Origin of the sequence: Nostoc sp. NZL, from assembly GCF_015714705.1 — a bacterium.
In the GTDB taxonomy this organism is placed as follows: Bacteria; Cyanobacteriota; Cyanobacteriia; order Cyanobacteriales; family Nostocaceae; genus Nostoc; species Nostoc foliaceum_A.
This window is the reverse complement of sequence record NZ_WBKL01000132.1, coordinates 17667-38563: the sequence shown is the minus strand read 5'-3', so window position 1 is coordinate 38563 and position 20897 is coordinate 17667. Positions and strand designations below refer to the sequence as shown.

The window sequence follows — 20897 nt, the reverse complement described above, 5'->3', positions numbered from 1 at the left end:
CCCCTATGCCCCTATGCCCCAAACCGAAGCCGAACTTGAACAAAAACTGATTGAACGTCTAACAACAGGATTAGGCTACGAACCCGTCACCCTTAGCAATGCCGAAAATTTCAAAGCCAACCTGAAAGCCCAACTGGAAAAACATAATAAAACCCAGTTTAGCGACGGAGAATTTAAGCAAATCCTTAACTACCTCGACAAAGGCAATGTCTTCGATCGCGCCAAACGCCTCCGCGACAAAATGGAACTCAGCCGCGACGATGGCACTACCTTTTACCTAGAATTCCTCAACACCGAACACTGGTGTCAAAATCAATATCAAGTCACCAACCAGATTACCCAGCAAGGCAATTACAAAAACCGCTACGACGTAACCTTGCTGATTAACGGCTTACCCCTCGTGCAAATTGAACTGAAACGCCGAGGACTGGAACTTAAAGAAGCTTTCAACCAAATCAACCGCTACCAACGCCATTCCTACGGCGCAGACAATGGACTGTTTCAATATGTCCAAATTTTCGTCATCTCCAACGGTGTCAATACCCGCTACTACGCCAACAACCGCAAACAAGAATTTAAACAAACTTTCTACTGGGCAGACCAAGAAAACAACCTCATAACCCAACTAGAAGACTTCGCCGACAGCTTTCTGGAGAAATGCCATGTCTCCAAAATGATCTGTAAATACATCGTCCTGCACGAATCCGACAAAGTGCTGATGGTACTGCGCCCTTATCAATACTACGCAGTAGAAGCCATCATTGAGCGAGTCAAGGATACCGATAAAAATGGCTATATCTGGCACACCACCGGATCAGGCAAAACCCTCACCAGCTTCAAAGCTGCCCAAATTCTCACCCAAATACCCAAAGTGCATAAAGTGCTGTTCGTCGTCGATCGCGCCGACCTCGATTATCAGACCAGCAGAGAATTTAATTATTTCAGCCCCGACTGCGTAGACACCACTGACAACACACGCCAACTGGTAGAACAAATGGCTGGGGATAATCGCCTCATTGTGACCACTATCCAAAAACTCAACCGAGCGATCAAATCCCAAAGCCATCAAATCGCAATGGAGAAGCTCAAAGATAAGCGCATTGTGTTTATTTTTGACGAATGCCATCGTTCCCAATTTGGCGAAACCCACAAAAATATCGTCAAATTCTTTACCCAAGCCCAAATGTTCGGCTTTACCGGGACTCCCATCTTTGCCGATAACGCTGCTAGCAACGAACACGGTAAACGCACTACCAAAGACCTATTCCAGGAATGTCTGCATAAATATGTGATCACCAATGCGATCGCCGATGAAAACGTTCTTAAATTTTCCGTCGAGTATTGGGGCAAAATCAAACGCAAAGACGGCACGCTGATCACAGAGCCAAAATTAGACCGAGAATTCTTTGAAAATCCCGACCGAATTTCTCTAATTGTCGATTGGATTATTGCCAACCATAACCGTAAAACCCACGGAAGAAAATTCTCGGCTATGCTCTGCGCCAGCAGCGTAGACACCCTAATTACCTATTACGACACGTTCAAAAACAAACAAAAACAGGGATTACATGATCTACGAGTGATCACGATTTTTACCCCTGGCTATAACGAAGAAGACCAAGATGCAAACGGCTTAATTGGAGAACCTGATTTTAATATCAGCGCAGATACAAGCAACCGCAGCCATAGCCGCGACAAACTCAATCAATTTATCGCGGACTATAACCAGATGTACCAAACCCAACATTCCGCCAAAGATAGTCAGGCTTTCTATGCCTACTATAAAGACATCGCCAAGCGGATGAAAGACCGCGATCGAGAAAACTTTCAGGATCAGGAACGCGCTGATATTCTGTTAGTCGTCAATATGTTTCTCACGGGTTTTGATGTCAAAAAGCTCAATACACTTTACGTTGACAAAAATCTGAAGTATCACGGATTAATTCAAGCATACTCCCGCACTAATCGCATTTTGGGCGAACTTAAATCCCAAGGGAATATCGTCTCTTTCCGTAACCTCAAAGAGAATACTGATCAAGCCGTTGCCCTCTTTTCCGACACCAACGCCAGCGAAGAAATTTTCATTGAACCCTACGATTACTACATTGAGGAATTTAATAAAGGTGTGCAAGAACTGAGAGCGATCGCCACTATTCCTAACGATGTCAATAAGCTTATTAGTGAAGACGACCAAGTTGAGTTCGTTAAAGCCTTTCGTAATCTTATCCGTTTACAGAATGTAAGTAAATCATTCACTGAGTTTAGTTTTTCCGACTTGAATCTGGATGAACAAACCTTTGAAGATTATAAAAGCAAATATCTGGACATCTATGATAGAACGCGATCCAAACCCGATGACGAGAAAGAATCTTTGGTTGAGGAAGTCGATTTTGAACTGGAACTGATCCAGCGAGACGAAATTAACGTTTCCTATATTCTTAAGCTGCTGGCTAACCTCCAGCGAGACATCAAGGATGATGCTACCCAGGAAGATTACCAAAATCAGAAAGCGTCTATCCTTGAGTTAATCGGGAAAGAAGTCCAACTACGCAGCAAGCGGGATCTGCTTGAGAAATTTATCGAAGAGCGGCTACCCACCCTTGAACCCGAAGAAAAAGTCGAAACCGTCTTTCAAGACTTCTGGACTCAAGAACGCGTTGAAGCGATTCAGCAACTCTGCCTAGAGGAGAACCTCAAGATCGAAGCCGTTAATCAAATGATTTCCGACTACAAATTTTCTGGCAAAGAACCGTTAAGAGAAACCGTGTTGAATGCTTGCAACGAAAAACCGAAATTATTAGAGCGTAAAAAAATCTTTGCGCGAGTCGTATCAAAATTACTCGACATCATCAACAAATTTGATGACGCTCTTGGTGAGCTTGGGGAGGAAGAATAAAACAGTTCTCAAAGCAGGCGATCGCATCTGTAGTACAACTAGATGCAGACAAGTTAGCCCAAATGTTACCACCTGCTGAAGTAGGAAGGCTACTTTGGAGTATAACTGCTGTGCATTCTCAAGGTATTTGGAGAGCGATCGCGCATTTCCAAGGAATGTAAAAATTTTAGATAGATGCCCAGATGGGATGTCAACCTCGTGCTACATTGTTAAACAGTTTCTAACCTCCTCTACTAGTGTCTAATATTTCTATTGGTATCCGAATACCAACTAATCTTCACAAGCGGTTAGAAATCTACATTGCTGAGACTCACTTAACCAAAACCGAAGTGATATTAAATGCTTTGGCTCAGTACCTGGATGCAAGCGAAGAAATTCCGTTGAGCCAGAGAGTAGCAGCATTGGAAGCTCAAATGTTAGAGCTAAAAGGTTTGGTCAAAAATACTTTCAGTACAAATATAAACGCCATTTAACTAATATTCTCTATCCGAAATTTTTATTTAAAGATTTGGCAATATGAAAATCGAAATCCAAGGACGAGATGCAGTAACCGCTACAGAAGAACTTTTAGCAATTGAGGGACTAGAAGGAAGCTATCAAACCATAGAAGAAGTCGAGCGGGAAGGAACCTTAGCCACCATAGCCACGATTGTGGGAATTGTGAGTGGAACATTGACCGTTGCAGAGAGCATTCACAAGTGGAAGGAGAAGTATCAGAAGTCTTTACATGACCCAACTAGTGCCAGGATTGAGAAAGTTTTAATTGTTACTGATGACAATCGGCGATTACTGCTCAAAGACGCAACAGTAGAGCAAATCAAAGAGATTCTAGAAACCTACAAGTAGCAATGAAGATTCTCCACATTAGTTTGACCCTGCAAGGACGGGATTATGTTTCTTTACGCTATTTTTGGGACAAACCTGCTGATTACAAGGAACATAGACTGCCTCTGGCTGAAATCAAAGGGTTAAGTGATCAAGTAGAAACAGACTACTACACCCGTCTCCCGGTGGATTATGCTACCACAGGGCAAGCACTTTACAACTGGCTAGACAAGAGCGATCGCATTTTAGCTAATGCTTTGAAAGAACCACATCCCCAAGGTTTGATTATAGCGATCGCCACAGATAAAGGACTAGCTCATTTACCTTGGGAACTTCTGCATGATGGTCATAGTTTTTTAGTAGAGAAAACACCCCCAATTATTCCCGTGCGGTGGGTATCCAATGGTAAAGCCATAACTACAGCTAACTCTCCTCAAAATCGCCCCCTGAATGTGCTGTTTATGGCAACATCACCGTTAGAAGTTGAACCCGAATTAGATTATGAAGCTGAGGAAGGGAAAATCTTACAGGCAACCGCACGCACCCCAATAGATTTGAGAGTAGAAGAAAGTGGCTGTTTAACAGAGTTGAGTTATGTAGTTCGGGAATATGAAACAGGATACTTTGATATCTTTCATTTAACAGGTCATGCAACTTATAAAGATAAAAAGTCCTACTTTCTGACTGAAGATGAATATGGCAACCGAGTTGATAGCAGTACAGCCGATATTTACAATGCCCTGCAATTTCGATTTCCGTCTTTAATTTTCCTCTCTGGTTGCCGTACAGGTTACTCGGCTGATGGTGCAGTTCCCTCAATGGCAGAAGAATTATTGAATATGGGTGCAACTGCTGTACTAGGTTGGGGTCAGAATGTCCGCGATACCGATGCTACTGCTGCCGCTAGTCAATTGTATTGGGAATTGTCACAAGGGGGGACGGTGACACAGGCTTTATCTTCCACCTACCGAACACTGATTCAACAAAAAACCCCTGATTGGCATAAATTACGGCTGTATGTGGCAAATACTTTACCGGAAGCCTTAGTAACGACCTTAAGGACAAGGGGAAGAAAGCAACTGCCAAAACCTTCTACTACAGTAAAGTTTAGAGACGATGAAAATCGGTTAAGGGTTGCCAAACGGGAGGATTTTGTCGGTCGTCGTCGTCAGTTACAAAATTGTTTGCGGACTCTGAAGACAGATTTTGACAAAGTAGGGATATTAATTCACGGGATGGGTGGATGGGGGAAAAGTACCATTGCCTCTCGACTATGGGATAGGTTGCCAGAACATGACAAAATTCTCTGGTGGCGACAAATAGATGAATCTTATTTGATTCAAAAACTCAAGAATAAACTGATTAAGCCAGCGCAACTGGAACTAATTCCCCATCTAGAAAATGGTCAGATTCAACTAAAATCCCGATTAATTTATCTATTTCGTCAATTAGCAGATATGGGAGAAAAACCGTTTCTCCTGATTCTTGATGATTTTGAATGGAATCTTGAACCCCGCGCTGGTGGATACATCCTTAAACCTCAACCAGCCCCGATATTAGAAGCTTTAGTTGAAGCCATCCAAGAAACGGGAACTGACAATAGGATTATTATTACTTGTCGCTATGATTTTGATTCTGACTTATTGGAATATTTCTATAAACAAGGCTTACAACCACTTAAAGGGTCTGAACTGACTAAAAAACTCAATCGCTTAGAAAATTTTCAGCCTGATAAACTCCCTGCAAATTTACGAGAACGGGCATTAGAATTAGCAGATGGCAATCCTCGTTTGTTGGAATTTCTGAATAATGAAATTTTAGGTCAACAAAATGCAGAAGCTAGACTAACAGAACTAGAACAAAGTCCAGAAATGTGGAAAGACAAAATTATTTGGGAAGAATTATATGAGCTTATTGATGAGCAATTACAGAAGATTCTTAGCTATTGCTTAATTTACGAAATTCCTGTACCGATGGCAGCTTTAGAAGCAGTTTGTGATGAGCTTCCTAATTATCAACAGCAATTACAAAGGGGGCTAAACTTGGGACTAATTGAGGTAAGTCCTGAAGTTAAAGCAGAAGATAGAGTTTATCGAGTTTCACGAATTTTACCCCATATTATCCCCAATATCCAAATTTCTGAAGCACCACAAGTCTATTCTCTCTACAAGAAAGCTCACGATAAATTACATCAGTTATGGGGGAATGAAAATAATGAAAGTGAAGACAAATGGCAAGAGATTTTTCGGTTGAAATTTGCTAATAAAGAAAATCCTAAACGTTTCAGGCAAGGCTTTTCTCAAATGTTGGCAGTTCAATACAACTCAGAAGCCGATAAAGGTTTTGAATTTGAGTTAAGAAAATGTGCTGATGACTTAGTAGAAGATGGATTATTTGACACATTGGCAAATTATTTGCAGCAGAAGCAGTGGCGAAAGGCAGACGAAGAAACTGCTTGGATTTTTTACCAAGTCATGGTTGAAGAAAAATATCAAGATTGGGCCGATTTGTTCAAGAATTTTCCCTGTGAAACTCTCAGGAAAATCGATCAACTCTGGCTTCAAAACAGTAATAATCAATTTGGCATAAGTATTCAAGCAGAAATTTACCGTAGTTTAGGCAGTCCAGAGTATGGTGATATACAATGGGGTAATTTTGGTGAGCGTGTAGGTTGGAAACAATATAGTTGGTTGAGCTATTATGAGTTAATGGAAAAGTCCAAGAATAAAAATGTTCAAGATAAAGATGTGATGTTATCATCGCCATCATTACCTGCCTTAATTCATACCCGTCATCTTGGGTGGTGGAGTGGGGAAGGAGTGAGAGCCGTCGGGATTCGTTGGGTCGTTATTGCGGGGACTCTTCTCTCGCGCAGAGACTTGTAAAGTCTAACATTTAAGGCTTTCAGAAGTTTGTAAATATTTATTACAGCCCTTTTTTTGCACAAAGTTACCAGCATTTCGCCAATCCAATACCTGGTACTGGGGGATATAGCAGTTTGCCTGAATAAATTTTTCTGCGACCTCATGTACCTCCGTACTCTCCGTCACCCTCTGCTTATCCCAAGGTAAACTCATCTGCCCAGGCGAAAATTTTTTGCTTTCGCCCCCTTCACAATCGATGGCAAAAAGTTGCTACTCCAGAAGTTATTTTTTTCTGGTTTTGCCTGTGGTCGATATTTTTCACAAAATCTACAACTTTAATTCCAGATTAAAACTCTCGAACAATATCTTCCCCAATTCCTGAAAATCTGACCCAAACAACTGAGATACATTAATCCTCGCCTTTTCGCACACAGGAATAATCAACTTTACCAAATGATAAGGTTGACTTTGATTTGTTCTTGAGGCTATCCTCAACGATTCCATAATTCCCCCTAAATCTCCCAATAACTTCAAATCCTTTCCAATAGCTTGTTCAAACACTAACAAAATTAATTGTAATTTTCCCGTTAACTCGATTGGAATGGGTTTATATCCTAATTGGGGAGTAAGTGCAATTAATTCGCTAATTCCTTGAATATTAACTTGATATTTTTCTATTTCCTCTTCGCCTTTAATTTCCTGCCCTAACCACCCGTAACAACGAGAACAAAATCCCGCAGGTGAAAGCCTAGCCATCACAGGTAAACGCGAACCACAATGAGGACATTCTTCTATTAATCGCTGTTTGTGAATCAAACAAAATTCTACATCTTTAAATGACCATGATAATGGTTCATAGATAGTTTTGTTATCCTGCCTCCACTCTTCCCAACAACAAGGACACCAAGCGCGATAGTTCCGAAATAATCCCTTGTCATAAATCATTCCTTTCCAGCTTAAAAGGGTCAAAAAGCGTAAATCCTGACGCATTGTTAACTCTTCTAAGACAGTGATTAACTTTTCTGTCATTTCTCGCATTCCGTTGATAGTGGGTTTAGCATCACTATTTCCCAATAGGTGACTCAGATTTTTTGCCAATAGCTCAGATTTATCCTCATCTTTGAGGATAAGTGGCGCAATTTCTCCCATAACGAGCTTCTGAGAGGTTAAACAGTGCGCCTGTGACAAACGATGGAGATAGCTACTAAGACTTTCTGCGTAGGGAGTTCCCACTGCCACAGGTTCAAGAGAGAATAACCGACTCCGTTGCGGGATTTCTAGAGGTTTTAGGCTCCAATGTTCTGAGTAAATAGTCATCCCTCTTGGATTAACCTAAACGCTGGTACTTTAGTTTTAACAGCTAAATTTTAGGGATTAGTTTCCGATTCACTCTTAACCTCGATACTGTAATTAACAAAGAGATCGGAGACAGATATCTCCAAAGCTGCCGCTAACTTAACAATATTTTTTAACGAAGGGTTACGCTCTCCGGTTTCGATTCCTGAGATGTAGTTACGATGAAGTCCTGACTTTTCAGCCAGTTCTTCTTGGGATAAATCTAGCTCTCGCCTTCGCCGCCTAATGGCTTTGCCAAAGCGGTACTCAATACTGTAGTGTTTCTGCGTCACAAAACAATACTGAACCAGTATCGCCATTAAATCCATCTACTATAAGTGGACTTTTGCACAATATAAGTGTTATAAAGTTAAGTAGTATAGCATCAGGCAAGCAAGTTCCTAACTTTATGGTCTTATTTTGATAGATTCATAAAATAAAGCGCTTTGCGCTTACTAAGGAGTATATGAAAGAGCAATTTGAACAATGGGTTGCTCGCCTTCAAATATCCGAGGCAGGGCAAAAAATTATTGAGAAAGTTCGCTCATCTGAGCCATCCCGTCGCGTTGGTGGCGGTAGCAAGAATGTTTCGGGACGCTACCCTAGCCGCAAGATGGGAGTCACGATTCAATTTGAGTCTCATCGGGTTGAACTGCCAATTATCTATCAGTTAGAACATGATGAAGATGTTCTAGAATTCTACGATCAACCACCGCAAATTAAACTTGACTATCAAGCAAGTAACGGACGTAGATTAGGCGTTTTACACACCCCAGATTTCTTTGTCATCCGAACCAATTCGGCTGGTTGGGAAGAATGTAAAACTGAGCATGATTTGAAAAAACTAGCAGAGAAAAACCCCAATCGTTACTTTTACTCTCAAGAAGATAATCAATGGCATTGCCCGCCAGGAGAAGACTATGCTAACCAATTTGGGCTTTATTACCGCATTCGCTCAGATCGGGAAATCAATTGGGTTCTGCAACGTAATCTGCAATTTTTAGAAGATTATTATCGCTCAGAATCTCTAGTAGTGGAAGAAGCGATCGCTCAATCATTACTTGCAGTTGTGTCATCTCAACCAGGAATCACTTTAGCAGAATTACTCAATTGGTCAACAGGAGCTAAATCTGACGATATCTACACCTTAATTATTCAAGAGCAAATCTATATTGATTTAAATGCTACACCACTAGCTGAACCAGAAAGATGTCTAATCTTCCGTGACGAACAAACTGCTAGTGCTTTTAGATTAATGGTTGAGCAACCAAGTGTAAGTCTTCCGGCTATCTCTCCTGTAGTCAATATTGTTACTGGAGCAACTGTTAGTTGGGACGGCAAAGGTTTAAATATCATCCATGTTGGAGAAACAGAGGTTATACTTGGTGCAGAAAATAATCAGTTAATTGAACTCAAAAAAGCTATATTTGAGAATCTGGTTCGCCAAGGAAAAATCACAAGTCTCCAAACACCAGAAAAAACAGCTATTAGCACAGAATCTTGGCAGCGATTTTATCAAGCTAGTCCTGAAGACCAAGCAGAAGCTCTTGAACGCTACAGAACTATCGAACCTTATTTAAATGGCCATCCCCCAGAAAACGAAACAATACCAGCCCGTACCATTCGTCACTGGAAAGCTAAATATCTAACTGCAATTCAAAAATACGGTTGCGGCTACATTGGGCTTTTGTCCCATCGCAGTGTCAAAGGTAATCGTCAGCGCAAGCTGCCCGAAGACACCTTAGCAATTATGGAGAAGTTTATTTTAGAAGACTATGAAACTCTTAAACAAAAAAGAATGTGGGAGGTTCACGCGGCTTTAGTTCGAGCTTGTGAACAAGCTGGTGTAATTGCTCCGAGCTATAAAGCATTTACCAAAGAAGTACAACGCCGGACTGGTTACGAACAGACTAAAAAACGCCAAGGTCGTCGTGCCGCTTATCAGCATGAATCCTTCTATTGGGAGCTTGCTATAACTACCCCAAGACACGGCGATCGCCCTTTTGAAATTGGGCATATAGATCATACTGAGTTAGATGTAGAGCTAGTTTGCTCTGATACAGGTCGCAATCTTGGCAGACCTTGGGCAACATTTCTCGTAGATGCTTACTCACGGCGATTGCTGGCAGTTTACCTAACGTTTGACTCACCCTCATATCGTTCTTGCTTAATGGTGCTAAGAATTTGTGTCAAGCGTCACGGCAGGCTTCCCCAAATTGTAGTGGTAGATAACGGTGCAGAGTTTCACAGCGTTTATTTTGAAACACTACTAGCTACTTTTGAATGTACAAAAAAGCAAAGACCCCCAGCCAAAGCTCGTTTTGGTTCGGTTTGCGAACGCCTATTTGGAACTTCCAATACTCAATTTGTCCATAACTTACTCGGTAATACACAAATAACTCGTAACGTCCGCCAAGTCACCAAGTCAGTTAACCCTAAAAATCAAGCTGTATGGACACTTGGTTTACTTTATGAATATCTTTGTGCTTGGGCTTACCAAGTTTATGATATAGACGAACATCCGGCACTTTTCCAGAGTCCGAGGGATGCGTTTGCTGCGGGTATGGCGATTGGTGGCAGTCGGGTTCACCGCATGATTCCTTACGATGAAAACTTTCAGATTCTTACTCTACCTACAACCTCAGAGGGAAAAGCAAAAGTTCAAGTTGGACGCGGCGTAAAAATTAACTACATATACTACTGGTCTAATAGTTTCCGCGATCCTCAAATTGAAAATACCTCTGTGCAGATAAGATACGACCCGTTTAATATTGGCATCGCTTACGCCTTTGTTCTAGGACAGTGGGTAGAGTGTAACTCTCAATATTATGCAGAACTCCAAGGTCGTTCAGAAAAAGAACTGAAGTTAGCTAGTACCGAGTTACGCAAACGCTTTTCAAATCATACACAACAATCTAAAATTTCGGCTAAGAATTTAGCAGAATTTTTAGCATCGGTAGAAGCTCAAGAAGCTCTATTAGAACAGCGTTCCTATGATGCAGAAGTTAAGGAAGTCTTTAGAGTAATTGAGGGTGGAAAAGCGACAACAAGCCGTAACGAACAACCAAAACTTATTCAAGTTACTTTTGCCAATACTGATTCTCAACCGGATGAAGATGAAGCGATCGTCCCAGAAATACTTGTAGTTTATGATAATTTTTAATTATGACAAGACTTAATGGATTTCCTCTTGAACTCCTCACACAACCTAAGACAGAAAGGCTTGCTTACTTTAAGGATTACACCGTAGCGCATCCTCGACTTAAAGAAGTCTATGAAATTCTCATGCGAACAATTGCCGAACCCGCAGGAGCATCATTTATCTTTGTTTATGGCCCTAGCGGTATCGGTAAAACAACTTTGTGGCTCCGAGTTGAGGAGAAATTAAAGGAACTAGCATTACCTAAACTGGAAAGCGATCGCGCTCGTGTTCCTGTTGTTGGTATTGAAGCTATAGCCCCAGAATCGAGATACTTCAACTGGAAAGAATACTACACACGCGCCTTAATTACCTTGGAAGAACCATTAATCGATCACAAGTTTGATTACGGTGTACGTGGTATCTCTCGCGATAATTTTGGCAAAATTAATGTTGAGTCGAAAGTAGTTGCACCTGCTCTACGCAGAGCTTTAGAAAATGCTCTCATCCATCGTCATCCAGACGTATTTTTTGTAGATGAAGCACAACATTTTGGTAAGGTGGCAAGCGGATACAAGCTACAAGATCAATTAGACTGTCTCAAATCTTTAGCAAATATGACAGGCATCTTGCACTGTCTATTAGGAACATACGAATTACTTACATTCCGTAATTTGAGCGGTCAACTCTCACGTCGTAGTGTTGATATTCATTTCCGCCGTTATTGTGCTGATATTCCAGAAGATGTACAGGCTTTTAAGAGTGTGTTGTTAACTTTTCAACAGTATATACCACTAGCAGAAACTCCAAATTTAGTTGATCATTGGGAATATTTTTACGAACGTACTTTAGGATGTGTTGGCATACTGAAAGATTGGCTGATGCGCGTTCTTGATGATGCTTTGGATCGACAAGCAACAACAATCACTCTCAAAGATTTACAAAAACGTGCTTTGTCGGTTGCTCAGTGTCAGAAAATGTTCAAGGAAATTCAAGAGGGTGAACGACAATTATCTGAAACAGAAGCAGATGTGCAAAACTTACGCTCACTTTTAGGACTGGGAATGAAACCAACCGGGCTATCAGAAGAAACCCCAAAAACTACTCGTCCGCCAGGAAAGGTTGGCAAACGCAAACCAAAAAGAGACCCTATTGGAGTGCAGCAAGATGTTAACTAATGGACTAACAACATACGAATCTTGGGATCTAAAAAAGGTTACTATTCCATCTCGCAGTCATTTGTATCAATTAGATCCTATTGGAATTAGAACACAACTGGTGGAAAGCCTTACAGGGTATATAGAAAGATTAGCGGAGGCTCATTGTATATCTCCAGATGTATTAATTTCACGAACAATCACACCACTACTAAAACAAATATTTTTGAAATCTCGAACTAGTAGAGATTTACGTTCTCTTTTCGACCGTGCCACAGCTATAAATGGTACAGGAAATATAGCAATAGATTTAGTACAAGCACTTCAGAAGCTAACGCTTATAGAAGATTTGCACTTGCTGACTCTGGTATTTTGGTCTGAAATTATTCCCACGCGCAATTTGTTTCGTACCCAAAGCGCTTGGTGTACTGTATGTTACGAAGAATGGCGTTTAGCTAAACAAGTAATTTATAAACCACTACTTTGGACTATAAATTCAGTAAAAGTATGTCCTTTACACAAAATATATCTATGTTTGCAATGTCCTCACTGTCAGCAGAAATTACCACTACTAAGTTGGCGATCGCGACCTGGTTACTGTTCCAAGTGTGGTGGTTGGCTAGGTATGAATCTTCCTGTCAAGTCCTCCTCAGAACTTACGGATTGCTCAACTTTATCTAAAGAAGAATTACATTCGCAAACTTGGATAGTAGAGGTTATTGGAGAATTAATTTCTTCCACCCCATCTTTTAACTCCCCACCAGCAAAAGAAGAAATTGCCAAATCTTTGAGTCTAGTCATAAATGCAGTGACTAATGGCAATATAGCTGAGTTTGCCCGTTTGATGGGAATACCGAAGAATACTTTATGGATGTGGCAGACGGGTAAAGCTTTACCAGTGCTTGATATACTTCTCAAAATTTGTTATCGCTTAGAAATATCTCTGCTAGATTTACTAAAACCAGAACAACTTGCTGCTAAATCTTTTACGAAAATCTCACACAAAACCATTCGGCGATCGCCCACACTAAGAGCATCTCCAAAACTTTTCGACGCTAATCAAGTACAAGATACCTTGCTAGGAATCCTTGCAAGCGACAACCAGCCACCACTGACAATGGAAGAAGTAGCTACAGGTTTAGGATATAATAGGCGGACAATTTTCAGCCACTTTCCAGATTTATGCCGTGCCATTTCTGCCAAATACCGTAGTTATGGTAAAGCATGTCACACAGAAAAGATACAGCAGTCTTGCAGAGAAGTTAAGCAGATTGTATTTAAGTTGCATAATCAAGGAGAATACCCCTCAGAAGCTCGTGTGTCTGAAATAATGACTCATCCTGGATATCTCCGTTACAAACAGGTTCGTGCTGCTTTAAATGAAACACGACGTGAAATTGGAGTATAAAGCGATTAAACTTAAAGGAGCAGAGTAAGTTGGCTTCTTTCTCTACACCTGGAAAATTGGAAGCATAACTTTGCCGCCCCCTATTGGAACCATAAGCTTGCCGTTGCGGCAAAGTTATGGGTAAAGTCACACAGTGACAAATAATTAGTTAATGTACACAAATGGACGTAACTGGATTCGAACCAGTGACCTCTACGATGTCAACGTAGCGCTCTAACCAACTGAGCTATACGTCCTTAACCACACGATTATCAATAATAACACATAGTTTCTTGAGAAAGCAAGATCAAGGTGTAAATCCATCTTATAAGAGAAGTACCATTCGACCCTGGTGTATGATCATTGAGGTTATTCGGTTCTGGTAGGGGTCAGCTACCAGAGGTAACGGGGAAAGTTCGGTGCAAATCCGGCGCTGTCCCGCAACTGTGAACTAATTTGAGATTTGAGATTAGCAAACTAAGTAATCCCAAATTCCAAATTGAGTGAGTCAGGATGCCCGCCGAAGTAGATTGATCAGTTCCCCATTTCTGCGAGGTACAGATGACTGCTACTGCAAATATTTCCACAACTAATTGCTTTGGTGTTCCTGACCACACTTTATTTGTTTGCAAAACCTGTGCTAGCGTTTGGCAAGATGGAAAACGTTTAGGTGAAAGTGGTGGCGAACAACTACTACAGCAACTTCAGCACTTGGCACAAGATTGGGACTTGCGAGATCAATTCCCAATTCAAGAGGTTGAATGCATGAGTGCTTGTAATCGTTCCTGTGTAGTTGCCTTTGCTGCCAAGGGCAAATTAACATATCTATTTGGTGATTTAGCCGTTGATGGCAGTGCATCTGCGATACTAGAATGTGCTAGTCAATACTATGCCAAAGCAAATGGTTTACTCCCTTGGTCAGAGCGTCCAGAAGCCCTGAAAAAGGGCATATTGGCAAAGATTCCACCTTTATCTCAATGATGCGAGTTTTAATTCTGGGTGGTACGGGAGATGCCGCAGAACTAGCTGCCAAAGTGGCGACTATCCAAGGGTTAGAAGCAATCACGTCTCTAGCTGGTCGCACCCGTGAACCATCAGTTCCGTTGGGCGATTTACGGGTTGGAGGCTTTGGTGGTGTGGCTGGATTGGTTAGCTATCTCAGAGCAATGCAAATCGACTTATTAATTGATGCAACCCATCCTTTTGCTACTCAGATTTCCTTCAATGCGGCAGATGCTGCAACGGAAGTCGGAGTACCCCATCTGATGTTAATTCGCCCGCCTTGGGAAAAAGGAAGTGGCGATCGCTGGATTGAAGTTGACAGCATTGAAGCCGCAGCAGCATCTTTGCAAAACCAGGCACAGCATGTATTTTTGACAGTTGGGAGGCAAGAACTCGCCGCCTTTGCTCACCTAGAGAAAATATGGTTTTTGATGCGGATGATTGACCCTCCTACCGATGATGCTTTAGTACCACCGGGAATGATATTGTGCGATCGCGGGCCCTTTACCCTCAATAACGAAAGACAAATCCTGATTCATAACAAGATTGATACCATAGTAAGTAAAAATAGTGGTGGCGATGCAACAAAGCCCAAAATTATTGCAGCGCGAGAACTGGGTGTGAAGGTTGTTATGGTAAATCGTCCAGCCATACCGCCAGGAGAAAAGGTTACTGATGTTGATGGTGCTTTAGCATGGCTATTTGACAAGTTAGACAACTAGTAAAAGAAAGTAAAAGCCACCAATCAGACTTTTAGCAGTGCTAGGATTTCTCCTTGGGAATTGAGCCTTCAATTCCCTCAACATACCAATCCATCGCCAGTTGTCCCCTATCATCCAACACCTTACCCTTTGGCACTCGCACCACCCCTTTTTGGTCTTGCACCGGGCCATCAAAAGGATGTGCAGTACCCTGAATAAACTCATCGCGCTTTGCATTCACCAGTTGTTGCACATCCGCAGGAATCGCCTGATTCATTGGGGAAATATCCACCATTCCTTGACCAATGCCATCCCAAACCTCTTGAGACTTCCAATTATTACTCATTACAGCCAAGGCTTTATCTATATAGAATTTGCCCCATTTGTTAATAGCTGATGTCAGATGGGCTTTTTGACCAAACTTACTCATATCAGTGTTGTAGCCAAAAGCATAAATTCCTTTTTCCTCAGCCAATTGGACAACTGCACCGGAGCCGGTATGCTGCGTCAGTACATCCGCACCTAAATTGACCAAAGCTTGAGCCGCTTCTCTTTCTTTGGCTGGATTGTGCCAACTTTGTACCCAAAGTACCTTAACTTTTGCTTGGGGATTTGTTAGCCTTACTCCTTGAGTGAATGCACCGATTCCGCGAATTACTTCTGGAATTGGATATGCGCCAATAAAACCAACTACATTCGATTTTGTCATCTTGCCAGCAATCATGCCGGTTAAGTAACGCGGTTCTTCAAAGCGTCCCAGATAAGTACCGACATTGGCAGCACGTTTGTATCCTGTACAGTGTTCAAAGACAACATCACCAAAGTCTTTGGCAACTTTAATTGTTGGGTTCATGTACCCGAAGGAAGTTGTAAAAATCAACTTGTTACCATCTAATGCTAGTTGGCGAATCACCCTTTCAGCGTCAGCGCCTTCGTTGACATTTTCGACAAAGGTAGTTTTTACCTTATCTTGAAGATTGGCTTCCATGTCTCTGCGACCTAAATCATGGGCATAAGTCCAGCCAAAATCACTCACAAGCCCCACATAAACAAATCCCACCTTGAGAGGTTCATTTACAGCTACAGGCGACGCAAAGGGAGATACTTCACTCTGCAATTTGGAATTTTTGCCTTGAACACAACTAGTTAAGGTAAAGCTAGATCCTGCTAAAGTGACATACTTTAGAAAATTCCGACGATCCATATTTTATTAATTGATTTACCTGGTTAAAAATCAGGACTTACGAAAAAACCCTCTACAACTCTTATTACTTGGCGCACTTGGCGTACTTGGCGGTTCGTTTTTTCATGATTTTGCGTAAGTCCTAAAAATATTTTTGTGATTGCTGGTAATGGCAGATACGGTTTAGATTTGCTATTTACTTAATTTTAACTTTTTATTTCTGCCCTCAAGTTACTTAATCAAGGACGATTAACACTATACATAATTACAACATACTTTCATAAAACGTAAGTAAGTCGGTGAGAATAACTCAAACTATATTAACTAATGTATAAAATATTAAAATTATTTCACAGTGAGCGGCTCTAGCCCTCTCTGCGAGACGCTACGCGTAGCAATATCCCCAAAGAGGTACACTACAAACTTTTAATTATTTACGCCGACTTATTTATATTTCAAGCCAGCTTTTTGATAACGCACATCGATGAATTTTCATTGGCTGATAAGCAAAAGAAAATATTAGAAAGAAAGGCAGAGACAGCAGGAAAGTGCCTGAAAAACCTCGGCCAAAAAATAACTTGGCATCTTCGTCTTGAAAAGCAGAAAATCCTCGATATTCACAAGGATAATTGCCTGCTTCTATGTAAAGATGAAGCTTTTACCAACTGGATTGTAGAAATAACTAAATCTCCTTTGGTATCTTGATGATTCCATGACTTTTTAGCAGTCACAATCATACCAATACAAAATTTGAAGTAAGTTTCCTCAGCGATTTGTTATTAATCTTTGAGTGATTTGTTGTTTAAGAACACGATAAAAAAACAATGGATTGCCTATAATATAACGATCCCATAGACGAGTAGGTTCAACAATTAAGCGTGTTAACCACTCGAAGCCATTATCAGTAAGCCAACGGGGTCCGCGATATACAGAGTTAGTATAGAAATCTAAACAAGCGCCTAAAGGTAAAAATACACGAGTTTCAATTTTATTGAAATTATCTAAAATCCACCGTTCTTGTAACGGCATACCAAAACCAATATATAAAATATCTGGACGGAAATGATTAATTTTTTCTATTATTAAATCATTCTCTTTTCCTGATTTATCAAAGTAACCATGATGTCCCTGTATTCGGAGATTTGGTGCAATTGATACTAACTTAGTAATTGCTTTATCCACTACACCGGGTTTTCCAGCTAGCAAAAATAAAGAAATATTTTCTTTTTCACATTTTAATGCTAAATCTTCTAGGTAATCTGGTGCTGTCATCCGATGTGCAGATTCCACCGAATAACCGCTTAATTTAGCTGCTAGCAATACACCAAATCCGTCGCAAAATACTAAATCAGCATTATTTAAAAAATCCCGATACCAAGACTTTTCATATGCCAAATTCATCGATCTGATATTCGCATATTCTACAATTGTTTTTTTGGGAGTTTTTACTGCTTCTACTAAATAATCGATTAATTCTTGTACTTTGACTTTATGAAATCTTGTATTAAACAACTTTACTTCCGGGAAAGTTTTCATATGCTATGCACTCTGATTAAAAATCACTTTTGTTTACTTTTAGACAAGCTTGTTGTTAATCAATTATGTTAACAATATTGAATTCAACCTACAACTGATGTATAAATGTATTTTAAAGATGCAAGATAATTGTTTATATCCAAGTGTTTAACTCTTATCCGTGCATTATTTCCTAGAGATATTCTCAAATTTTTGTCTGCAATTAAAGATTGCATTGCCTCTGACAACTCTTGAATTTCACCCGGATTAACTAATAAACCATTCTCGCTTTGAGTAACTATTTCGGGTATTCCTCCTACTGTAGTGGTTATAACAGCTAAACCCCAACTCATTGCTTCTAGTAGTGCCATCGGCAAACCTTCATTATAAGAAGGTAGCACGAATACATCAGCTTTAGCTAAAAGCTCGTCGCGTTTTTCTTGGTCTACCCAGTCAAGGATAGTAATATATTCAGTGAGATTTAGAGTTTGAATCAAATTACGAGCTTTTTCTCCATCTCCATCCCCCGCCATAACCAACTTTACTTTGCTTTTATCTTCAGCAGGTATAGAAGCAAATGCTTTAATTAAATCAAATGCGCCTTTGCGCTCACCAATTCGCCCTAAAAATAAGAAGCATATCTGGCTTGAATCTATACGCTGTGGGATTTGTGCAGGAATTCTTACTGCGTTAGGAAGAACGATAACTTGCTCTGGCTTTAAACCAAGATTTTCGATATAGAATTTTTTCCAACTATCTGATAAAACAATAAAACGAGTACATTTACAAAAAGACCAACTGAGCCATTGTTTCAGAAATTGAGGAAGCTCAGAGTAAAACACATGAAAGTCAGCACTATGAGTATGAATAATTAGTGGTTTCTGAAATAACCAACTAATAACAGTAGTGATTGAGTGACGAAAAGCGCTACCTCTATCTGAAACATGAATATGAATAATGTCGGATTTTTTATTTAATAAGTTCCAAAATAACTTCCCTATTGCCTGCACAAACACTAATAATTTCTGGGCAGCAGAGCCATTCGGTAAAGTAGTAATATGTCTAAATTGAATATCAGAAGTAGCTTCTTCAAGGATGAGCTTTTGCACAGAAACTATTCCACCTTGCCGCTCCAAGCCTTCGCCTAACATAGTAATTTTTATAGGACTCATAAGAGCTTGTTTATGCTTAATAAAGTTATTAAATATTCATATCTCATACACCATACTCAAACTATAATTAAGTAATTTATTTGTCAATGATATTAATCATAGTTTTAATGTAATAAATATTACCATGCCGAGAAGACCGGACTAAACGTGGTTTACCCGTGGCGTGTGCTTTATTCTTAGAACTGATTGAATCATCTGTTGACAGACCGGAAAAACTCATGAACTTATTTGAGCTTTTAGCAGGGGAAGACAATCATCCAGCCCTAGTTACGCCTGGGGGGCGATCGCTAACCTATAAGCAATTGCGCGAGAATGTTGTTGCACTAGTATCCCAACTCAATAGTTTTGGATTGAAACGGGGAGAACGCCTTGCCATTGCCATGACTAACGGTTCACCAATGGCTATCACCTTTTTGGCTGCCGCCCTGTGTGGTACTGCTGCACCTTTAAATCCCAAATACAAACAAGAAGAATTTGCCTTCTACTACGAAGATACCCAAGCAAAAGCACTGATTACCTTGTGTGAGGGGCCAGAAGTAGCCATTGCTGCCCTCACAACCGAAATGATGCTGATTAATACCAAGGTAAACATAGACGGCACATTGAGCTTTGAATTAGTCAAAACAGGCTCAGAACCAGCCGAAGCCTCGAATCCCACAGTCCCCAACGCCGATGATATGGCGATGATTCTTCACACTAGCGGCACCACCAGTCGTCCGAAACGTGTGCCGATTCGTCATCGCAACTTAATCGCCTCAGCCAACAACATCATTGGTGCTTACTCACTCACAGCAGCTGATACTACACTTTGCCTAATGCCCCTATTCCACATTCACGGATTGGTAGGCTGTTTGCTGGCAACTTTGGCATCGGGCGGTACACTAATTTGTCCCAATGGTTTTAATGCCCTGGAGTTTTGGAAACTGGTAGATACCTACAAACCTACCTGGTACTCCGCAGCGCCAACTATGCACCAGACAATTTTGTCCCGCGCTAGCCGCAACACAGAAATTGTCAAAGCTAACCGCTTTCGTTTCATTCGCTCTAGTAGCGCTTCTTTACCCCCGATTATTATTGAACAACTAGAGGCAACTCTTAATGCTCCGGTAGTGGAATCTTACAGCATGACTGAAGCTTCTCACTTAATGACCACCAACCCCCTACCGCCAAAAATGCGGAAACCGGGTACTGTCGGTTATGGCTTCGGTGTGGAAGTCGGCATCATGGACTCCGAAGGCAACCTATTATCTCAGGGAAGCTTGGGCGAGGTGGTGGTAAAAGCACCCAATGTTATAGATGGCTACGAAAACAACCCGGAAGCTAACGCCACAGCTTTTGTAAACGGTTGGTTTCGCACAGGGGATCAGGGCATACTGGATGCAGACGGTTACCTCCGCTTGACTGGACGCATTAAAGAATTGATTAATCGGGGTGGAGAAAAAATTTCTCCTTTAGAAGTGGATGATGTTTTGCTGCGCCATCCCGCCGTCGCCGAAGCCTTAGCTTTTGCTGTCCCCCACAAATCTTTAGGTGAAGATATCCATGCTGCTGTTGTCCTGAAGGGAGAAGCTGGCGAAAAAGAACTTTTAGCTCACTGTTCAACCATGCTCGCAGACTTCAAAGTTCCTAAGCAAATTCACATTTTAGATCAACTACCTCGTGGTGCTACCGGGAAATTGCAACGATTGGCTATGGCGAAATTGCTTAACATAGGCTGAATC

General features: G+C 41.0%; 16 protein-coding genes, 1 tRNA gene and 1 riboswitch. Of the genes, 11 read left to right on the top strand and 6 right to left on the bottom strand.

Annotation, left to right across the window (positions count from 1 at the left end; all coding sequences use genetic code 11):
* The 4 genes from F8R90_RS19080 to F8R90_RS19065 all read left to right on the top strand — a co-directional run.
* Positions 1–2896: type I restriction endonuclease subunit R (locus tag F8R90_RS19080; RefSeq protein WP_230966424.1), on the top strand; the 2896-nt coding region annotated here is incomplete at its 5' end.
* 236 nt (positions 2897–3132) lie between these two features.
* Positions 3133–3369 (top strand): DNA-binding domain-containing protein, encoded by a 237-nt coding sequence (locus F8R90_RS19075; RefSeq protein WP_196511979.1) that lies wholly within the window; start codon positions 3133–3135, stop codon positions 3367–3369.
* A 43-nt stretch (positions 3370–3412) separates the two neighbouring features.
* Positions 3413–3742, top strand: a complete 330-nt coding sequence (locus F8R90_RS19070; protein WP_196511978.1) for a hypothetical protein — start codon at positions 3413–3415, stop codon at positions 3740–3742.
* Between the two features lie 2 nt (positions 3743–3744).
* On the top strand, positions 3745–6606 hold the full coding sequence (locus F8R90_RS19065; RefSeq protein WP_196511977.1) for a CHAT domain-containing protein: 2862 nt from the start codon (positions 3745–3747) through the stop codon (positions 6604–6606).
* A gap of 306 nt (positions 6607–6912) precedes the next feature.
* Here the strand turns inward: F8R90_RS19065 and F8R90_RS19060 are convergent, their stop codons facing one another.
* The gene (locus tag F8R90_RS19060; protein ID WP_196511976.1) at positions 6913–7902 is read right to left on the bottom strand and encodes a TniQ family protein; all 990 of its coding nucleotides are present in this window, start codon (positions 7900–7902) and stop codon (positions 6913–6915) included.
* A gap of 50 nt (positions 7903–7952) precedes the next feature.
* Positions 7953–8213, bottom strand: a complete 261-nt coding sequence (locus F8R90_RS19055) for a helix-turn-helix domain-containing protein (protein ID WP_331000684.1) — start codon at positions 8211–8213, stop codon at positions 7953–7955.
* 173 nt (positions 8214–8386) lie between these two features.
* On the opposite strand from F8R90_RS19055, the gene F8R90_RS19050 reads away from it, so the two are divergent.
* Genes F8R90_RS19050 through F8R90_RS19040 form a run of 3 tightly spaced genes read left to right on the top strand, consistent with a single transcriptional unit; the run spans position 8387 to position 13624 of the window.
* Complete coding sequence (locus F8R90_RS19050) at positions 8387–11083, top strand: TnsA endonuclease N-terminal domain-containing protein (protein WP_196511974.1); 2697 nt, start codon at positions 8387–8389, stop codon at positions 11081–11083.
* A gap of 2 nt (positions 11084–11085) precedes the next feature.
* Positions 11086–12237 (top strand): ATP-binding protein, encoded by a 1152-nt coding sequence (locus tag F8R90_RS19045; protein WP_196511973.1) that lies wholly within the window; start codon positions 11086–11088, stop codon positions 12235–12237.
* A complete protein-coding gene (locus F8R90_RS19040) occupies positions 12227–13624 on the top strand; it encodes a helix-turn-helix domain-containing protein (protein WP_196511972.1) in 1398 nt (465 codons plus the stop codon). The genes F8R90_RS19045 and F8R90_RS19040 overlap by 11 nt, the downstream gene beginning before the upstream one ends.
* A 162-nt stretch (positions 13625–13786) precedes the next feature.
* On the opposite strand, the gene F8R90_RS19035 is transcribed toward F8R90_RS19040, so the two are convergent.
* Positions 13787–13860 (bottom strand) — tRNA-Val (locus F8R90_RS19035).
* Positions 13861–13960: 100 nt separating this feature from the next.
* Positions 13961–14142, top strand: a riboswitch (cobalamin riboswitch).
* A gap of 22 nt (positions 14143–14164) precedes the next feature.
* Here F8R90_RS19035 and F8R90_RS19030 point away from each other — a divergent pair.
* Positions 14165–14584 (top strand): DUF1636 family protein, encoded by a 420-nt coding sequence (locus F8R90_RS19030; RefSeq protein WP_196511971.1) that lies wholly within the window; start codon positions 14165–14167, stop codon positions 14582–14584.
* Positions 14584–15327: a cobalt-precorrin-6A reductase gene (locus tag F8R90_RS19025; protein ID WP_196511982.1), complete on the top strand. Its 744-nt coding sequence runs from the start codon at positions 14584–14586 to the stop codon at positions 15325–15327. The genes F8R90_RS19030 and F8R90_RS19025 overlap by 1 nt, the downstream gene beginning before the upstream one ends.
* Before the next feature lie 40 nt (positions 15328–15367).
* Here the strand turns inward: F8R90_RS19025 and F8R90_RS19020 are convergent, their stop codons facing one another.
* Entirely contained in the window at positions 15368–16510 is a 1143-nt protein-coding gene (locus F8R90_RS19020; RefSeq protein WP_196511970.1) for a BMP family ABC transporter substrate-binding protein, read from the bottom strand.
* Positions 16511–16984: 474 nt separating this feature from the next.
* On the opposite strand from F8R90_RS19020, the gene F8R90_RS19015 reads away from it, so the two are divergent.
* Positions 16985–17194 carry a hypothetical protein gene (locus F8R90_RS19015; RefSeq protein ID WP_196511969.1) on the top strand — a complete coding sequence of 70 codons (210 nt, stop codon included), beginning with the start codon at positions 16985–16987 and terminating at the stop codon, positions 17192–17194.
* Positions 17195–17254: 60 nt separating this feature from the next.
* On the opposite strand, the gene F8R90_RS19010 is transcribed toward F8R90_RS19015, so the two are convergent.
* Both F8R90_RS19010 and F8R90_RS19005 read right to left on the bottom strand, forming a co-directional pair.
* The gene (locus F8R90_RS19010; RefSeq protein WP_196511968.1) at positions 17255–18025 is read right to left on the bottom strand and encodes a WecB/TagA/CpsF family glycosyltransferase; all 771 of its coding nucleotides are present in this window, start codon (positions 18023–18025) and stop codon (positions 17255–17257) included.
* An 83-nt stretch (positions 18026–18108) separates the two neighbouring features.
* Positions 18109–19176, bottom strand: a complete 1068-nt coding sequence (locus tag F8R90_RS19005; RefSeq protein ID WP_196511967.1) for a glycosyltransferase family 4 protein — start codon at positions 19174–19176, stop codon at positions 18109–18111.
* Between the two features lie 158 nt (positions 19177–19334).
* On the opposite strand from F8R90_RS19005, the gene F8R90_RS19000 reads away from it, so the two are divergent.
* The gene (locus tag F8R90_RS19000; protein ID WP_331000683.1) at positions 19335–20894 is read left to right on the top strand and encodes an acyl--CoA ligase; all 1560 of its coding nucleotides are present in this window, start codon (positions 19335–19337) and stop codon (positions 20892–20894) included.
* The last annotated feature ends 3 nt before the right edge of the window (positions 20895–20897 follow it).

Bases quoted from the DNA above. Each gene is read 5' to 3' on its own strand.
- F8R90_RS19025 (WP_196511982.1), top strand. From the start codon at position 14,584: ATGCGAGTTTTAATTCTGGGTGGTACGGGAGATGCCGCAGAACTAGCT.
- F8R90_RS19040 (WP_196511972.1), top strand. From the start codon at position 12,227: ATGTTAACTAATGGACTAACAACATACGAATCTTGGGATCTAAAAAAG.
- F8R90_RS19030 (WP_196511971.1), top strand. From the start codon at position 14,165: ATGACTGCTACTGCAAATATTTCCACAACTAATTGCTTTGGTGTTCCT.
- F8R90_RS19060 (WP_196511976.1), bottom strand. From the start codon at position 7,902: ATGACTATTTACTCAGAACATTGGAGCCTAAAACCTCTAGAAATCCCG.
- F8R90_RS19020 (WP_196511970.1), bottom strand. From the start codon at position 16,510: ATGGATCGTCGGAATTTTCTAAAGTATGTCACTTTAGCAGGATCTAGC.
- F8R90_RS19045 (WP_196511973.1), top strand. From the start codon at position 11,086: ATGACAAGACTTAATGGATTTCCTCTTGAACTCCTCACACAACCTAAG.
- F8R90_RS19050 (WP_196511974.1), top strand. From the start codon at position 8,387: ATGAAAGAGCAATTTGAACAATGGGTTGCTCGCCTTCAAATATCCGAG.
- F8R90_RS19070 (WP_196511978.1), top strand. From the start codon at position 3,413: ATGAAAATCGAAATCCAAGGACGAGATGCAGTAACCGCTACAGAAGAA.
- F8R90_RS19010 (WP_196511968.1), bottom strand. From the start codon at position 18,025: ATGAAAACTTTCCCGGAAGTAAAGTTGTTTAATACAAGATTTCATAAA.
- F8R90_RS19065 (WP_196511977.1), top strand. From the start codon at position 3,745: ATGAAGATTCTCCACATTAGTTTGACCCTGCAAGGACGGGATTATGTT.
- F8R90_RS19005 (WP_196511967.1), bottom strand. From the start codon at position 19,176: ATGAGTCCTATAAAAATTACTATGTTAGGCGAAGGCTTGGAGCGGCAA.